Annotated in this window: 15 protein-coding genes; 4 read left to right on the forward strand and 11 right to left on the reverse strand. The window is 65.6% G+C overall.

All coding sequences use genetic code 11. The annotated features are described in order from the left end of the window. Positions 1-88 precede the first annotated feature (88 nt). The 9 genes from DRB06_RS10270 to DRB06_RS10310 all read right to left on the reverse strand — a co-directional run bounded on the left by DRB06_RS10270 (position 89) and on the right by DRB06_RS10310 (position 10,150). Positions 89-1,093 (reverse strand): LacI family DNA-binding transcriptional regulator, encoded by a 1,005-nt coding sequence (locus tag DRB06_RS10270; protein ID WP_073332269.1) that lies wholly within the window; start codon positions 1,091-1,093, stop codon positions 89-91. Between the two features lie 369 nt (positions 1,094-1,462). Beyond that, the gene (locus tag DRB06_RS10275; protein ID WP_108967083.1) at positions 1,463-2,140 is read right to left on the reverse strand and encodes an ABC transporter ATP-binding protein; all 678 of its coding nucleotides are present in this window, start codon (positions 2,138-2,140) and stop codon (positions 1,463-1,465) included. Positions 2,141-2,181: 41 nt separating this feature from the next. Continuing rightward, a complete protein-coding gene (locus DRB06_RS10280; RefSeq protein ID WP_111819886.1) occupies positions 2,182-3,312 on the reverse strand; it encodes an ABC transporter permease in 1,131 nt (376 codons plus the stop codon). Between the two features lie 309 nt (positions 3,313-3,621). Further along, positions 3,622-5,451, reverse strand: a complete 1,830-nt coding sequence (locus DRB06_RS10285) for a hypothetical protein (RefSeq protein WP_220093018.1) — start codon at positions 5,449-5,451, stop codon at positions 3,622-3,624. 117 nt (positions 5,452-5,568) lie between these two features. Beyond that, complete coding sequence (locus tag DRB06_RS10290) at positions 5,569-6,408, reverse strand: carbohydrate ABC transporter permease (RefSeq protein ID WP_108967087.1); 840 nt, start codon at positions 6,406-6,408, stop codon at positions 5,569-5,571. Continuing rightward, positions 6,401-7,222 (reverse strand): carbohydrate ABC transporter permease, encoded by an 822-nt coding sequence (locus DRB06_RS10295; protein ID WP_220093019.1) that lies wholly within the window; start codon positions 7,220-7,222, stop codon positions 6,401-6,403. Before DRB06_RS10295 ends, DRB06_RS10290 begins: the two co-directional genes overlap by 8 nt. A 137-nt stretch (positions 7,223-7,359) precedes the next feature. After that, positions 7,360-8,691, reverse strand: a complete 1,332-nt coding sequence (locus tag DRB06_RS10300) for an ABC transporter substrate-binding protein (protein ID WP_108967091.1) — start codon at positions 8,689-8,691, stop codon at positions 7,360-7,362. 110 nt (positions 8,692-8,801) lie between these two features. Continuing rightward, positions 8,802-9,836, reverse strand: coding sequence for a LacI family DNA-binding transcriptional regulator (locus tag DRB06_RS10305; RefSeq protein WP_111819889.1), 1,035 nt, complete (start codon positions 9,834-9,836; stop codon positions 8,802-8,804). A 119-nt stretch (positions 9,837-9,955) separates the two neighbouring features. After that, a complete protein-coding gene (locus DRB06_RS10310; RefSeq protein ID WP_181574836.1) occupies positions 9,956-10,150 on the reverse strand; it encodes a hypothetical protein in 195 nt (64 codons plus the stop codon). A gap of 236 nt (positions 10,151-10,386) precedes the next feature. Here DRB06_RS10310 and DRB06_RS10315 point away from each other — a divergent pair, with 236 nt between their 5' ends. From DRB06_RS10315 to DRB06_RS10325, 3 genes are read left to right on the forward strand one after another with little or no spacing between them, the layout of a single operon-like run. Then, on the forward strand, positions 10,387-11,061 hold the full coding sequence (locus DRB06_RS10315) for a TetR/AcrR family transcriptional regulator (RefSeq protein ID WP_111819890.1): 675 nt from the start codon (positions 10,387-10,389) through the stop codon (positions 11,059-11,061). After that, a complete protein-coding gene (locus DRB06_RS10320) occupies positions 11,058-11,927 on the forward strand; it encodes an SDR family NAD(P)-dependent oxidoreductase (RefSeq protein WP_111819891.1) in 870 nt (289 codons plus the stop codon). Before DRB06_RS10315 ends, DRB06_RS10320 begins: the two co-directional genes overlap by 4 nt. Then, positions 11,920-12,822 (forward strand): N-acyl homoserine lactonase family protein, encoded by a 903-nt coding sequence (locus DRB06_RS10325; RefSeq protein WP_111819892.1) that lies wholly within the window; start codon positions 11,920-11,922, stop codon positions 12,820-12,822. Before DRB06_RS10320 ends, DRB06_RS10325 begins: the two co-directional genes overlap by 8 nt. Positions 12,823-12,896: 74 nt before the next feature. Here the strand turns inward: DRB06_RS10325 and DRB06_RS10330 are convergent, their stop codons facing one another. Beyond that, positions 12,897-14,021 carry a 6-phosphofructokinase gene (locus DRB06_RS10330; RefSeq protein ID WP_108967102.1) on the reverse strand — a complete coding sequence of 375 codons (1,125 nt, stop codon included), beginning with the start codon at positions 14,019-14,021 and terminating at the stop codon, positions 12,897-12,899. Between the two features lie 150 nt (positions 14,022-14,171). Between DRB06_RS10330 and DRB06_RS10335 the strand changes: the two genes are divergently transcribed. Beyond that, a complete protein-coding gene (locus tag DRB06_RS10335) occupies positions 14,172-14,525 on the forward strand; it encodes an RNA polymerase-binding protein RbpA (RefSeq protein WP_086614511.1) in 354 nt (117 codons plus the stop codon). Here DRB06_RS10335 and DRB06_RS10340 read toward each other — a convergent pair. Further along, positions 14,507-15,310, reverse strand: coding sequence for a polyprenol monophosphomannose synthase (locus tag DRB06_RS10340; protein WP_108967104.1), 804 nt, complete (start codon positions 15,308-15,310; stop codon positions 14,507-14,509). The genes DRB06_RS10335 and DRB06_RS10340 overlap by 19 nt on opposite strands. Positions 15,311-15,343: the final 33 nt, after the last annotated feature.

A 15,343-nucleotide genomic window follows, 5' to 3' on the forward strand; every position in this document is an offset into this window, starting at 1 on the left:
GGTGGCCGTCCCGGGAAACCGGGGCGGCCACCGGCCTTCGCACCCCCGCATGCCGCGGCGTGGGGGGAGCGGCGGGAGAAGACGACGGCTACGTCGTCTTGCCGGGAAGCAGCTCTCCGGGCAGCTCTATGGGGGAGTCCACCGGAGTGGCGTCCTCACCATTGGCATGCGCCTGAATCTGGGCCAGCAGCACCTCGACGGCGGCGTGCGCCATGTCGGTCAGGGGTTGGCGGACCGTGGCCAGGCCCGGCAGAGCGCGCCGCACGGCGGAGGTTCCGTCGAATCCGATCACCTTGAAGTCCTCTGGCACGCGTCGGCCGTGGCGCTCGGCCCAGTCCAGGACCGCGGCCGCAGACAGGTCATCGGTGGCGAAGACGGCGTCGATCTGGTCTGCTGCGGCGTCCAGGTGGGCGTCGATGAGACGGGCCCGCTCGTCATCGGGAGTATGGAAGTCGACGGTGAAGATGAGCGGCTCGACGCCGGCCTGCTCCAGGACACTCCGGTAACCGGCCTCGCGCCGGTTGTGCGGACCCGTGCGTGAGGTGAGTAGCGCAGGGCGGAGGGCCCCGCGATCCAGCAGCAAACGAGTGGCCTGGTGTGCGGCCGCCTCGTTGGCGCAGCGGATGTTCGGGATCGTGGGGGAGATGTCCCGGTCGATCGTCACCAGCGGCATACGTACCGTCTGGTACTCGCTTAGGTCGTCGTTGTGAGCGCCAGAGATGATGCCATCGACGCGGTGGGAGACCAACAGGTCCAGGTACTCCCGCTCCCGCTCCGCCCGGCCCATCGAGTTGCACACGAGCATCCGGTAGTGGTGCTCGGCCAGGGCGGTCTCGATTTCATCGGCGAGCTCGCCGAAGAAGGGGAGGGCGACCGTCGGCACGATTACGCCGATGATGTTGGTCGACTTGCCATGCAGCGCACGGGCGACCTGATTGGGCCGGTAGTTGAGCTGGGCGATCGCCTTGGCGACTCGATCCTTAGTCGCCTGGCTGAGGTATCCGCGATTGTTGAGGACCCGGGATACGGTCGTTAGGGAGACGCCGGCGACTTCGGCGACGTCAGCCAGCGTGGGTTCGTGACGTACGACCAACGGCGACTCCTTTGTGAGACTACTGCATGAATCTGTAACACCGGGCCGACCGATTTGCGCGGCTGTCCGACAAATCCCGCCTAAGCCTAGTCCTTGGCAGGCCGATGTTGTGCATCCGGCCACCAAACGGCCGTCTTGGCCGCATCTATGTCATAACATTCTAGACCATGTCACGGGGTGGTGGGTTCCCGTACCGGGCAAGCATATGCCGCACCGGCGACTGCCGCCCACATGACCTGCACATATTCCCGGGGCACAGTTCCTGCCGATGAGCGGTCAGGCGCGGGGTGGTGGGCTATGCGCACGCCTCGTTGCGCGCAGGCGTCTCGGCAGGGCATAGAGGTCCTCGCAGTGCCTGTGCCGCGGGGGTCACGGCGGCTCGGAAGGCTCCTGGTCGCTGAGCACGCCGTCGTGCATGACCATGACCCGGTCGCAGACCGGCAGGATCCGTTCATCGTGGGTGACCATAACCGTCGCCTTACCCAGTTCGTGTGTCTGCTGCGCGAGCAACTGGGCCACGTCGTGGGCCCGGTGCGAATCCAGTGCGGCCGTGGGCTCGTCGGCCAGGATCACCTTGGGGTCGTGGTACACGGCGACGGCGATCGCGGCGCGCTGCTTCTCACCCCCGGACATCTGGGAAGGGTAGGCGCGTACGCGTTCCCCGATGCCCAGCATGGCGAGCAACTCATCGCGACGCTCCGTGGCGGGGGCACGCCGCAGCACCCGGTCATGCAGGGCGAACTGGTCGGCCAGAGTCAGGAACGGGACCAGGCCCGAACTCTGGAGCACGAAGCCCAGGCATCGCCGGCGCAGTTGCGCTCGTTTCTTCTCGGGCAGCGCGGAGAACGGGCTCCCGTCGATTTCAACGGTACCCGTGGTGGGCGTGCGCAATCCTCCCATAACGGTCAGAAGAGTCGACTTGCCCGAACCGGAGGGGCCCAGGATGCCGACAAGCTCACCGCCGTGGATCTCCAGGTCGGTGCTTCTCAGCGCGTGCACGATCTCCCTGCCCTGGTGGTAGTCGCGCGATACCCCGGACAGGCTCATTGCCGCAGCGGACGCGCCTGTATGCCGATGGGCGTCGTGTCTCATGAGATTGCCTCCACAGGATCAATGCGGGCGATAACGCGCACCGACGCCAGCCCTCCCAGGACCGATACCAGGATGAAGGCGGTAGCGATTACGGCGTTGAGTCCCGCAGACAGGCGGAACGGGACGACGTCTGGAAGGATGACCGAGGTCAGCAGGGTCAGCAGCAGGCCCATCAGGACGCCGGTTGCCGCAAGGACCGCGGTCTGGGCGCCTCCGGAGCGGATGAGGTAGCCGGTGGGGACCCCGCGCGCCCTCAGGATGCCCAGAACCGGGCGCTTCTGGAGGGTGAGTACGTAGAGGAAGATCCCGAGTACCAGTGCGCCCACGAGAATGAGGGAGCCGATCATGAGGGTGAATGTCAGCACCTGGGCGGAGTACCCGGGCAACGTCTGAATCAGCTCCTCGGTCGTCAAAAGCGTGAGCCCGGCGGCCGAGGCCGCCTCGACCGCCCGCGAGTCCTCCGTGATGTTGCCGTCAAGCACGACGGCGCTGGTCGCGGGGGACTGGGTGACCGGTCCCTTCTCGCGCAGGGCGTTCGCATCCATGGTGAGTACGGGGGTGGCCTGGAACGTGGTGTCCCGAGTCAGGCCGGTGACGGTCCACTCGTGGTCCGAGCCCAGGAGCCGAACCGTGTCGCCGACGGCCAGTCCGTCCGCCCGCAGGCTCTCGTCGGCCAGGACTTCTTTAGTCGGATCGGTGATCCCGGAGCCGGAGACGATGGTGGGGGAGAGCCGGCCGTCCAAGTCGATGCCGAAGGCGAAGACGTCCGCCTTGGACTCGTTCTCCGCGTCGCCCTGAGCGCCGTCCCCGTCCGCCCTTGAAGGCAGCTGCGCCACGACGGGAACGGAGATGAGGGGTGAGGCATGCGTGTCGGCGTCCTCGGCAATTGATATGGCGCGGACCACTTGGTCGTTGGTCATTTGCGAGGCCGAGATGTTCTCGTTGGACGCCTCGGTGACCATGATGCTGCCCGAGTGCCAGCTGTCCACGATGGCCCGGTAGGAGCCGGCCAGGCCGGTGGCGAGGGAGGCGAGGAAGAAGGTGAGGTAGGTGATCAGCGTGATCACCGAGACGACGAGCGCGAAACGACCGGGCTCATGCTGAATCTCACGCAGAGCAAGAAACACCGAGGCTCCTTCTTTGTACTCCTAAGCGGTTCGTTACCGGCGGGAGGCTGTAGTCCCATATCCGCTCGGCCGGACCAAGTTGACGATCCGCGAACTGCGCAACAGCTTGCCCTCGGCGGCAGGGTGTTCCGTGTGAGCGGCATTCGAGCAGCATCGGAATCTGGGCACGGTTGAGTGCCGGCGGTCGCGCTGTTGCGTGTGGGGCTCTGAGGGGAGGAGCGCCCTCTGAGTTTGAGGCAGGTCCTGGGGCGGGGCGGGCGGACCTGGTCCTCGGATCAACGCCTCAACCAAGAAATGACATAATGTACATTATCGGCGTCTAAGTACCTGCGCTCCGAGCGGTTCCAGCTCGACTGAGCGTGGCTGGCTGCCGTCCGCATACTCCAGCACGACTCTGACCGACTCATCGTGCTGCGAGATGACGACGTCGGCCACTGTGCCATCGCCCATCACCAGCGAGTCGACCATCACTTGCGGGTCGGGTACATGAACCGGGCGTCGCACACCGGCGACCGCGGCGAGCGCGTCGTACAGCCGCCAGGTGTCCTCCGGATTGACGTTCCCCAATCGCGCCGCAAAGTACTCCAGCGGGTACGTGCACAGCACTGTCCTTCCCTGTCCATGACGGCGTTCGATCAGCGCGGGCCGCCCCGCCGCATCCCGCGCCACCACAGTCGCCAGCGACTCGTCCACCGCTACCGGTAGAAACGCTCGTGCCTCAGGATTGCCCGAAGCCCTGAAAGTCAGGGTGGATCCGGCGTCGAGCGGGCCGAGATCGGTGGCAAGAGTGAACTCGACGATATCCTCCGTGACGGGGTCATTCAGGCCGTATGTGAGCTGAGGCGAGACGCCGAAGAGTTGCGTGACACGGTTCCACCAGGGTCCTCGCTGGCTGTCCGCCTCTCCCGCGCAGTACGAGACGTATACCGTTGCACCGGCGTCGGCGAGCTTCTCGAGTCGCAACCACGACGGTGCTGTCAGCTGCTTGATGGAAGGCAGCAAGTAAAGCTTGTAACCCTCTGGGATACCGCCGTCGCCTCCATCCGCGGGCTCATGCACCACGCCGGGAGCCAGGTCCGCCTCCCGGGCGGCGACGTAGGCCTGCTCCGAGACGTCGACGATGAGATGGCGTTCGACATCGGTCGTAAACGGGTATCGAGCGGTCAGATAGGATGGGATGACGATAGCGGTCTCGGTGTCGGCCCGGTGTGCCTGGCCCAGTTCGAGCTCGGCCAGTTCGGCACCGAATCTCTGCAACTCCCGCAAAGGGGGCTTGGGTCTGCCCGCGCAGTCCGTGATGCCGAAGTGCTGCTCGAAGGGATGATGACTGTAGGGGCGTTCATCCCGCAGATTGTCATAATCGGTGTTGTTCCAGGCGATCCAGCCCGATGCGCCGGCAGTTAGCGTAGCGTGCAGCAACTGGCGATAGTACGAGGCGCTGCCTTGTGCGGAGACGAAGTCCGAGGACAGACCGAACTCCTCCATGATCACGGGCTTGTTCGCGATACCGCCCAGCTCACAGATGAAGGCGGCCTTGAGATGCTGACGTATCCGGTCATGCTCCATGCGGTAGACGTGAGGGCCGACGAAGTCCACGAGCGGGCCGTACGCGAGGGAGGAGAAGCCGGAGTCATGCCCGGTGGTCTCCACACCCCATAGTCCATCTCCAAGACTGACGGGTTGGTCTCCTCCCCCGGCGCGCACGGCGTCGATCATGAGCAGGGCCCAGGATGTTATGACCTCCTCCGGGCCCTCGCCCCCGTAGATGGGGATCTCGTTGGAGATCAGCCATCCGGCCACCGCGGGATGACGGTGGAAGCGCCGGGTCAGCTCACGCACGTACCAGGCCTGGCGCCCAACCATCCACACGTCGGAGTAAATGTCCCGGCCGCGCCGCCAGGAGGGATCCCAGTTCTCCCCCGACATATGCCCGACGAGGAACGTGGGGATGGTGCGCATGTTCAACTCGGCGTGCGCGTCAAGGAAGTCCGCGTAGTTGACGCAGCAGTTCTCATCGATGACGCTCGGCCCCGGCATGAAGTCGGGCCAGTAGAAGAACGATCGTGTCAGGTTCAATCCGTGGTCGTGGAGTACCTTGAGCTCCTCCCGGACGACGGTAGGGTTATAGCGCAACCACATGCGGGGTCCGCCTTCGCGGGACCAGAAGTTTGCGCCGAGCCACGGCCGGGTGTCTGTGCCACCGAGTAGGTTCGGCATAGGACGGGACGGCATTTCAGTTCCTTTCGGAGCGTGAGACTACTTCACGGCGCCTGCGGTCAAGCCGGCGACGAAACTGCGTTGCAGCAGGAGGAAGGCGATCACTACCGGGACAGACACGGCCAACGAGGCCGCCATGATCTGGTTCCAGTAGACGGCTGTCTGTGTGGAGTACAGCCGCAGTCCGACGGCGAGTGTGCGATTGGCGTCCGTGGTCATCACCGAGGCGAAGAGCACCTCTCCCCACGAGGTCATGAAAGAATAAATCGCCACCGCCACCACTCCGGGGCGTGCGGCCGGAAGCACCACGCGGAACAGAGCGGTGAGCGGGCCACACCCGTCCACCTTGGCGGCATCATCGAGTTCGCGGGGAATTCCGTTGAAGTAGCCGGAGAGCATCCAAATGGAGAAGGGCAGCGAGAACGTCAGGTAAGTCAGAATGAGACCGCCGCGCGTACCGACGAGCTGCACTCCGATCGACGTGTTGATGTTGGAGAAGATCATGAACAGTGGCAACAGGAAGAGGACGCCCGGGAACATCTGCGTCGACAGGATCGCGGTCGTGAACGCTCCACGTCCGTGGAAACGGTAGCGCGACACGGCGTATGAGGCGAAGATGGCGATGATCAGGCTGAAGATGGTGGCAGCCGTGGAGACGATGATTGAATTCACGAAGTAGCGTCCCAGGGGGACCGTCTTCCACATGTCCAGGAATGGTGAGATCGTCGGGTGGGTTGGCCACCAGGTGAAGTCGCCCTGGACGTCTTGCAGCGGCTTGAGTGAGGAGCTGATCATAACGTACAGGGGCAGTGCGACGAACGCGGCGAGCACAACGATGACAACGACGCGTAGGACCTTGAAACCTTTACTCTCACGCATTTTCTGACCTCCGATTGAGGTAGATGATGTACACGCCCGACAGTGCCAGCAGTATCAGCAGTAGTAGGGTCGACATTGCGGAGCCGGAGCCGAAGTTCCAGGTGAGGAACGAGGCGTTGTATATGTGGAAGGAGATCAGGTCTCCCGCGGGCGGGTTTGCGCTTCCGTAAAGGACATAAGGGGTGTTGAAGTCGTTGAAGGTCCACAGGAACATGTTCAGCAACAGGACGAGGTTGACCGGACGCAGCATCGGTAGCGTGATTGACCACCACTGCCGCAGCGGTCGGGCGCCATCAAGCGCCGCCGCCTCGTAGACGTCCTCGGGTATCGACTGCAGCCCCGCCATCAGCATCAGGAACGCGAAGGGCCACCACCGCCATATGGCGACGATCACGATTGCGAAGAATGCATTGCCTCCGATCAACCAAAAGGCACCCTCGTCGAGTATCCCGAGGCTCTGCAAAATGTGATTGATTGCCCCGTTGTCCTTCTGGAACATGAACTTCCAGGCGATGATACCGGCATACATGGGCAGGGCATATGGCACCAGGAAGAGCGTGCGCACCACCGCGCGGCCGCGGAATGGACGCTGCAGCACCACCGCCGCCAGCATGCCCAGCCCCCAGGAGACGGCGACGACGAGAATCGTGAAGGCGCAGGTGATCAGGAGAGAGTTGCGGAACCCGGTGCCGACCGTGCTCGACATGTCAAGCACCTTGCGGTAGTTATCCAGTCCGGCGTCGGGTGCTGCCGTCCAGTTCGCAATGAAGAACTTGGTCAGTTGTTTGAAGCTCATCCAGATGCCCGTAAGCATCGGGATAATGTGTATGAGCAACTCAAAGATGACTGCAGGCAGGATGATCAGGTAGGGAAGCCACCATCCCTGGCGCCGTCGTCCAACAGCGGGGTTTCGGCGACGGTGAGTGGCTGGAGCGTGCGCGGTCATGAGGATCAGCCGATGGCAGCGGAGACGGTGTCCTGGGCGCTTTGGAGCGCCTGGCGTACGTCGTCTGCGGTCAATACGGTGCCGGTTGCGACGGACGCGAACATGTCATTCATGGCCTGCCCGACGGAGGACTCGAACTGGTCCTCGGCCGGAACCAGCGGAAGCGGCTTGGCGCGGTTCTCGTATACCTCCACGAATGTGGCCGCTTCATCCGCGTCGTCGGTGAATGTCGGGTCCTCATCCTTGAGCACCGGCAGCGTCTTGAACTGTTCGCCAAGCGTCGCCTGCTGCTCGGCGTCCGTAAGGTACTTGACTAATTGAAGCGCACCGTCCCGATTACTGGTGTTGGCGAATACTGCAATGTTGATGCCGGCAACATGGCTGGCGGTGTCGTCCGGCGCGTCCGCGGGGGCCGGGTAGGGCACCACCCCAAACTGTTCGCTGGTCATTCCGTTGGCGACGATTGTGGTATCCGCGTTGTTCTGGTTGATGATCATGGCCGCCTTGCCGTTGGCGAAGTCGGCTACCGAGTCGGCCCCGTTGTCGTACTGGGCGTTTGAGGTGTTGACCACCTTGTCGGTCTGCATGAGATCGAGGTACCTGAGGATGCCGTTGACCACGCCGTCGCCGGTGAAGGTCGGGTTGCCATCAGAGTCGAAAAGCTCCTCTCCCTCCTGGGCCGCGTTGATGAAGGCGTAGTGGGCGTTCTCGGTGTAGCTTCCGGCGGCAATCGCCATGCCGTAGACGCCGTTGTCTGGGTCAGTCAGCTGTTTCGCCGCATCGACCATCTCCTCCCATGTGGTTGGGGGCTCCAGGCCGGCATCGGTGAACATTTGACGGTTGTAGTAAAGGCCGTAGGCGAGCCCGTACAACGGCAGCGACGTGGGCGTGGTTCCCTCGGCGCCGCAGGTGGCCAGAGCTGTGTCCACGAACTTGTCGGCGCCGCCAACGGCCTCCATGGCGGCATCATCGAATTCAAGGAAGGCACCGGTGGCCTGTAGTGACACGGCCCAGGTGTTTCCGATGTTAACGACGTCCGGCGCGTCGCCGGAGGTGACCGCGGTCTGGATGCGCGTCTGGAGGTCATTCCAGCCGATCACCTCCATCTCGACCTGAATACCCGTCTCGGCCGTGAACGCCTCGAGCAACGGGGTTAACGTTTCCTTGTCGTCGTCGACGCTCGCCCCCTGGTTCGACGCCCAGTAGGTGATCGCCCCGCTCCCCTGCTCCCCGGAATCATCCGACCGTCCGCACGCGGCGGTCGCCGAAACCGCTGCCAGGGCGGCGGTCAGCCCGGAGACGCCGATGAAGCCACGTCGAGTAAGTGACAGTGCCATGGGTTTCCTCCTTGAAACCTCGCGCTGTGTGCCCCTCGCACAACCGAAGCGCTTCGGTAACAGAATAGAACCAGGCCAAGGGTGCGTCAAGAGTCAGCACGCCGGGGGCTTTAGTGGACGCCAAGCGGCGCCGAGGACCTCCGCACCACAAGCGCACTCGGATCGGCGATCTCGATCCGGACCGGTGCTTCGGCGTTGCGAAGCAACTCCAACAGCATTTGCGCGGCTTTGGTCCCGCATCGCTCGGGATGGCGGTCCAGGGCACTGATCGGAGGTTCGGTGATCTCGCAAAGCACGGAGTTGTCCCAGGCGACGACGAGACAGTCTTCGGGGACCCGGATGTCGTGCTGAACCAGTCTGCGGCAGGCCGCGACCGCGATCAGGTCGTTGGCCGCGACGATGGCGTCCGGACGCTCCGTGCTTCGTGCAGCGACAAGATCGGCGGCGCGTTCCCCGTGCGACAATTCATAGGACCCGCAGATCGAGTCGTAGCTCAAACCGTGGGCGGCGCACTCGGCGGCCACGGCCTCACACCGCCGTACCTCGTGACGGTGCCGCATTGGCCCCGCCGCATGCAGTATTCGGCGGGCTCCCCGTAGTGCCAGATGCTCCACGATGGTGGCGGAGTCGAAGGCATCGTCAGTGAGAATGCCGGGCAACTCGGGGTGCGTGGGCGGCGTGGTCCCGTGCAGCACGGCCGGCAGTCCGAGCGACTGTGCAAGGCCCGCCCGCGGATCGTCAATATTCTCATCGATCAGAATGATCCCGTCCACGCGGCGTTCCGCGGCCCAACGGCGGTAGATCGCCAGCTCGTCGTCGAGACCGGATTCCGTTAGCTTGACGATCAGCTCAACCTCCGTGCCTTCGAGCGCCGCGGCGATACCTGCCAAGAAGCGCAGATAATAGGGCTCGGTTCCGATAACCGCGTAATCGTCTCTCACAACGATGCCGATGCTGCCGGTGCGCGCGCGGGAGAGAGCTCGAGCGGAGGAGTTTGCGCGATACCCCACTCGCGTGGCGTATTCGATGACGCGCCTTCTCGTGGCCTCGCTGACACCCTTGTGGCCATTGAGGGCGTATGACACCGAGGAGATCGACAAGTTGAGGGCGCGAGCCAGATCCGAGATTGTCGGTGCGGCGTTCATATGGCGCTCTCCCCTGATCGATTCACATTTGCCGTACGACCAGGGTCGTCTATACCGTTCACATGCCGCCTCAGCCACGCGGCAGTGTCGCAGGGTTGATCATAGCGATGATTGAGGGGTCATCTTCCGTAGCGGCGATGGACGGCCTGCTTGCTGATGCCCAGCGCGGCGCCGATGGCCGTCCAGCTGTAGCCGGAATTGCGCGCCCGGCGCACGGCGACTTCTTCGGCGGCGTCGAGTTGTCTGCGCTCGCGCACGATGCGTCCGAGCTCCTTCAGTGGCGCGTCGTCGTCGGCGCCAACCAGTGTCTTCATAGCGTCAATCTTAGTTGACTTCCTGGTGGCGCGGCAAGCTCGTGCCGGGACGAAGTGGCGTTCACCCTATGACGAGGGTCATAGTATGTGAATGGATGGGTAATGCATCCAAGATGGGTGGCGAGTGGTGTCTGTTGGTCCTGTCGGACCTGAACTACCCGGCACGGCTTCCCGGTCTGCACCTGCCGATGTGTCGCTGTCGGCTTCGCGCGGCTTTACATGTGTAAAATGAGTGCATGACATCGAACCTCCAGGCGGCGTCGCGCGCCGACTCGGGCACGGCCTCTTCGCCGCAGTCTCGGCGGCGACTGATCATCGCCGCGACCGCGCTGCTCGACGAACGCGATCCCGCAGGGATCACGATCACCGACGTCGTCAAGCGCGCTGGACTTACCCGGCCTACCTTCTACGCCTCCTTCTCGGATCTGCCCGGGGCTTTCGCCGCAGCCGCCGTGGCCCGGCTCGAGGACGTGTTCGCGGCGGCCCCGCCGACAGGCGCCGCACGGCGGGCCGACGCCGAGGAACTGGCGGCGACTTTCCGGCAACTCCTCACGCGCATGCAACCCCACGCCGAGTTCTTCCTGCGCGTACTCAACGGTCCCGGTGGTCCCGCCGTCGAGACGGCCATCATCGAGTTCCTCGCTGAGAGGCTGCGTACCTCCTCGCCCGCTGCCTCGGCGCTTGCCGCTGGGCCGCTACCCCTGCGGGTCAGCAGTGAGGCAATTGCCGCCGGCGTCACCTGGACCATGCGGCGCTGGCTGGCCGAGATGCACGGCGCTGACAGTGCGATTGATATCGCAGCGGACTCCCAAATGCTGCGAGACCTGGTGCTGCACATGACTGCGCCGGGACTTGGCATCCCCACCAGCCCCGAATACCCCGGAGGCACTGTTAGGAAGGATCGTCCGTGACCACCGCCCACACCCACCCCGCAACCCGGCGGGGCAGCCGAAGCCGTCGCCGGGAACGCCTATGCCTGGATGAAGCCGTAGTGCTGCTCACCGGCGCCACTGGAGGACTCGGCACCGACCTGGCACGCGAGCTTCACCGCCACGGCGCCCGCATCGCGCTCGTGGGCCGCTCACAGGAGCGACTCGCAGCACTCGCCGCGGAGCTCGGCGGCCCGGATCGCGCCTTGGCCCTGCAAGGGAACGTGGCGGAGCTGACACAGCTCGAAGGGGTCGCGGCGCGGACGGCGGACCACTTCGGACGCATCGATGTGGTCATCGCCGGCGCCGGAACCGACACCGCCGACACCCTCGAAGACGTAGATCCGCGGGCCTTCGAACGCGACATAGACACGAACCTGACCGCCGTATGGCGCACCTTCCGAGCGACCCTGCCGTATGTGCGCCGGACCCGTGGGCACCTGGTGGCCGTCTCCTCCCTGGCGGCATTCGTCCACTCCCCCATGCAATCCTCCTACGCCGCCTCGAAGGCCGGCGTCGTCGCCCTGTGCGACAGCCTGCGCCTGGAACTGGCCGGAAGCGGCGTCACCGTCGGCAGTGTGCACCCGACCTTCTTCGACACCCCAATGCAAGCGACGCTGCGGGAGAACGCCGCGCTGACCGCCGCCTGGGGCGGATACCGCGGCGTGTTCACCCCCGTCGATCGCGGCCAAGTGGTGAAGGAGATCGTACGCAGTATCAATCGGCGCGCCCGTACCACCGTCGTGCCCCGCCGCTACAGCTTCGCCGCCCTGGCCCCCGGACCGCTCCAACGCCTACTGGAAACAGGGCCACTACGCCCCCACGTGAAAGGAAACCCGCATGCCTGATATCTCCGCCGCCACCGCTAAGCTGACGGTGCTGCACACCGGCACCGTCATCATCGATGAGGCTCTTCCCTACCACCGGGACTCCGATCGTCCGCTGGCCTGGACGCACCTCGGCCGGAGCCGCCGTCACCTGATTGAGGCGCCCGTGTCCTGCTACCTGCTGGAGGGGCCCCACGGACTCATTCTCATAGACACCGGCTGGAACGCCCGCAATCGGACACGAGCCGGACAGATCGCCAACCTGCGAACTCAGTACCCCGTGAACAAGGCGGTGCTGCCAGTCGGAGCGGCCGTCCACGAGCAACTCGAAGAGCGCGGCATTCGGCCACGTGACGTCGACCTGGTGCTGCTCAGCCACCTGCACTGCGACCACGCCGACGGCCTGTCGCATGTCAAGGAGGCTCCCCGCATTCTGGTCTCCTCCCCCGAGTGGGAGGCGGGCAATACCGACCGCCTGCGCTATCTGCGCCACGAGTGGGACGGTGTGGACGTGGGCACCTTCAGCTGGAACACACAGGTGGGCCCCTTCGGCGCCGGATTCGATGTCTTCGGGGACGGCAGCCTGGTGATGGTGGCGGTGCCGGGGCACGCCCGCGGACTGTGTGCCACCATCGTGCGCACCGGCGCGGTCGCGGAGACCGACCGGGATCGGTGGGTCGACGGCGTCGATGCACCGGGCGTCCCCGATCCGCGCCACTTCCTGCTGCTGACCTCCGACGCCGGCTACGGCCGCCCCTCCTTTGAGGAGGGACTACGGCCCGGTGTCGTCGTCGACGCGGCACAGGCCAAGCGCTCACTGGACTGGGTGCGCGCGGCCGGCGACGATCCGCGCTGCCTGGGCCTACTGGCCAACCACGACCCCGAGGTGCTCCCGGGAACACGAGCGCTGGACTAGGGGCACTGCCGGCCGGCCGGCTCACTGGTGGTCCGCTCCTCGACGGCGGTGCCGCCCAGGCAGGCTCCGGCCGCCTAGTCGCCCAGGGCGGTGCCGACCGCGCGGGCGGCCTTGATCCACTCGTGGTCGCGCGGCACGTACTTGACCTTGCCGGCCACGTCCTTCAGGGGCACCAGTGCGGTGTCGTGCCCGCGGTCGGCGACCATGACGCCGTACTTGCCGTCCGCGATGGCGTTGGCCCCGGCCACGCCCAGACGGGTTCCCAACAGCCGGTCGGCCGCATTCGGGGTGCCGCCGCGCTGTACGTAGCCCAGGATGGTCACCCGTGCCTCCAGGCCGGTGGCGGCCTCGAGCTGCTCGGCCAGAGTGAAGGTGTTGGCGCGGTGGGAGGCCTCCAGCGCCTTGACGCCCTTCTTCGCCATGGCCTTCAGCTCCGGGCTGGAGGCGTCCTTGACCAGGGCCTGGGCGTGAGCGAGTTCCTCGGCGTCCTTGACGCTGCGGGCGCCCTCCGCGACGGCCACGACCGAGAAGCTCGATCCCTGCTTGCGGCGCCGCTGGATCTTCTCCGCGATCGCCTCCACCGAGTACGGAACCTCGGGCAGCAGGATTACGTCCGCGCCCCCGGCCACGCCCGCCCCGAGGGCCAGCCACCCGGCCCGGTGGCCCATGATCTCGGTGAGGATGATGCGGTGGTGGGAGTGCGCTGTGGAGTGCAGCCGGTCCACCGCCTCGGTGGCGATCTCCAAGGCGGTGGAGAAGCCGAAGGAGGTGTCGGTGCGCACGATGTCGTTGTCGATGGTCTTGGGCAGGTGCAGCACATTAATGCCGGCGTCCATCAGTCGACGGGCGTTCTTGGCGGTTCCACCCCCGCCCAGACACACCAGGGCGTCCAGCTTGTCCTTCTCGACGTTCTCCACGATGGTGGGAATCATGTCGCGGACCTCGCCGTCCACCATCATGCGGTGCACCTTGTCCCGGCTCGTGCCGAGCATGGTGCCACCGGTGGTCAGGATGCCGGACAGGGCCGCGCCGTCCAGCTCGGTGTATCGGTTCTCCGCCAGGCCGCGCATGCCATCGCGGAAACCGATCAGCTTCCAGCCATGCTCGCCGATTGCCGCCTTGCCGAAGCCGCGGATCGCGGCGTTGAGTCCCGGGGCGTCGCCACCGGCGGTCAGGATTCCGATACGCTTGGTTGCCATGGCGCCAAGTATGCCGCAGTACGCCGGGCGGTAGTCGCGTTCCGGCGCTGGGCATTCGCTCGGGTGGGTGCGGCGGCGCGGGAATGCGCCGTGGCCCGGGTGCGTTATCCTCTCGGCAGTTAAGCAACAGCGGGAAGGAAGGCCACCAGCATGGCGGATCGCGCACTGCGAGGCATGACGATCGGCGCGAAGTCGATGGAGTCCGAGGAGGGCGTCGAGTTCGCCGCCAGGCAGAACATCACCTACGAGTGCCCCCTGGGCCACGTCACCACCGTGCCTATGTCCGTGGAGGCGGAGGTGCCCCCCACCTGGGAGTGCCCCGAATGTGGCCAGGCCGCCGCCCTGCGCGGCGAGGATGAGCCCGAGTCGGAGGAGCCGAAGAAGGCGCCGCGCACGCACTGGGACATGCTGCTGGAGCGCCGCGACATTGAGGACCTGAAGGTCCTGCTGGACGAGCGCCTGGAGATGCTGCGCTCCGGGGAGATCTACCGCGAACGCTTCTGAGCCGCGCGCCGTACGCGGTCGGCGGCGCCGCGCACGGCGGTCGCCGCCGAGCCGGCCGCGTCCGCCAGTTGCGCCCCGCGCCGGGCCAGCCCCCACTTGGTGACCAGGGCCAGCTCTTCGGAGAAGATCCCGCCGGACAGCTTGGACCGGCCCGCCTCCCGCTCCCGGAAGGTGATGGGCATCTCCACGATGCGTCCACCGGCGTCGGCCACCAGCTTGGTCATGTTGACCTGGAAGCCGTAACCGAGCGCCTCCACCTCACCCAGATTCAACCGACGCAGCAGGCTCGCCCGGTACACCCGGAAGCCCGCGGTCGCATCCCTGACCCCGAGCCCCAGCATGGCGTTGATGTACAGGTTGCCGCCGCGGGACAGGGCCACGCGCTTCGCATCCCAATCCGCGGTGGCACCGCCGGACACCCAGCGGGACCCGATCACCAGGTCGGGCGCATCGGCCATCTCCGCGCGCTGAATCAGCAGCGCCAGGTCCTCCGGCCGGTGGGAGCCGTCGGCGTCCATCTCGCATACCAGCTCATATCCGGAGGCCAGTGCCCAGGAGAAGCCCGCCAGATAGGCTGGACCCAGCCCGCTCTTCTGATTGCGGTGCAGCACGTGAATGTGGTCGTCGGCCTGGGCGCGGGCGTCGGCGAGACGGCCGGTGCCGTCGGGCGAGTTGTCGTCCACCACCAGGATGTGGGCCTTCGGCGCGGCCTGCCGTACGCCGTCGAGCGCCCCTGCAAGGGTCTCGATCTCGTTGTAGGTGGGTATGACGACCAGAGCCTTCACGGTCCTTCTCCTGTCCCTTGTGCGGGCTGCGGC

Origin of the sequence: Actinomyces sp. Z5, assembly GCF_003287795.1 — a bacterium.
In the GTDB taxonomy this organism is placed as follows: Bacteria; Actinomycetota; Actinomycetes; order Actinomycetales; family Actinomycetaceae; genus Actinomyces; species Actinomyces glycerinitolerans.

Bases quoted from the DNA above. Each gene is read 5' to 3' on its own strand.
- DRB06_RS10275 (WP_108967083.1), bottom strand. From the start codon at position 2,140: ATGAGCCTGTCCGGGGTATCGCGCGACTACCACCAGGGCAGGGAGATC.
- DRB06_RS10285 (WP_220093018.1), bottom strand. From the start codon at position 5,451: ATGTGGTTGCGCTATAACCCTACCGTCGTCCGGGAGGAGCTCAAGGTA.
- DRB06_RS10290 (WP_108967087.1), bottom strand. From the start codon at position 6,408: ATGCGTGAGAGTAAAGGTTTCAAGGTCCTACGCGTCGTTGTCATCGTT.
- DRB06_RS10295 (WP_220093019.1), bottom strand. From the start codon at position 7,222: ATGCTTACGGGCATCTGGATGAGCTTCAAACAACTGACCAAGTTCTTC.
- DRB06_RS10300 (WP_108967091.1), bottom strand. From the start codon at position 8,691: ATGGCACTGTCACTTACTCGACGTGGCTTCATCGGCGTCTCCGGGCTG.
- DRB06_RS10305 (WP_111819889.1), bottom strand. From the start codon at position 9,836: ATGAACGCCGCACCGACAATCTCGGATCTGGCTCGCGCCCTCAACTTG.
- DRB06_RS10310 (WP_181574836.1), bottom strand. From the start codon at position 10,150: ATGAAGACACTGGTTGGCGCCGACGACGACGCGCCACTGAAGGAGCTC.
- DRB06_RS10315 (WP_111819890.1), top strand. From the start codon at position 10,387: ATGACATCGAACCTCCAGGCGGCGTCGCGCGCCGACTCGGGCACGGCC.
- DRB06_RS10325 (WP_111819892.1), top strand. From the start codon at position 11,920: ATGCCTGATATCTCCGCCGCCACCGCTAAGCTGACGGTGCTGCACACC.
- DRB06_RS10330 (WP_108967102.1), bottom strand. From the start codon at position 14,021: ATGGCAACCAAGCGTATCGGAATCCTGACCGCCGGTGGCGACGCCCCG.
- DRB06_RS10335 (WP_086614511.1), top strand. From the start codon at position 14,172: ATGGCGGATCGCGCACTGCGAGGCATGACGATCGGCGCGAAGTCGATG.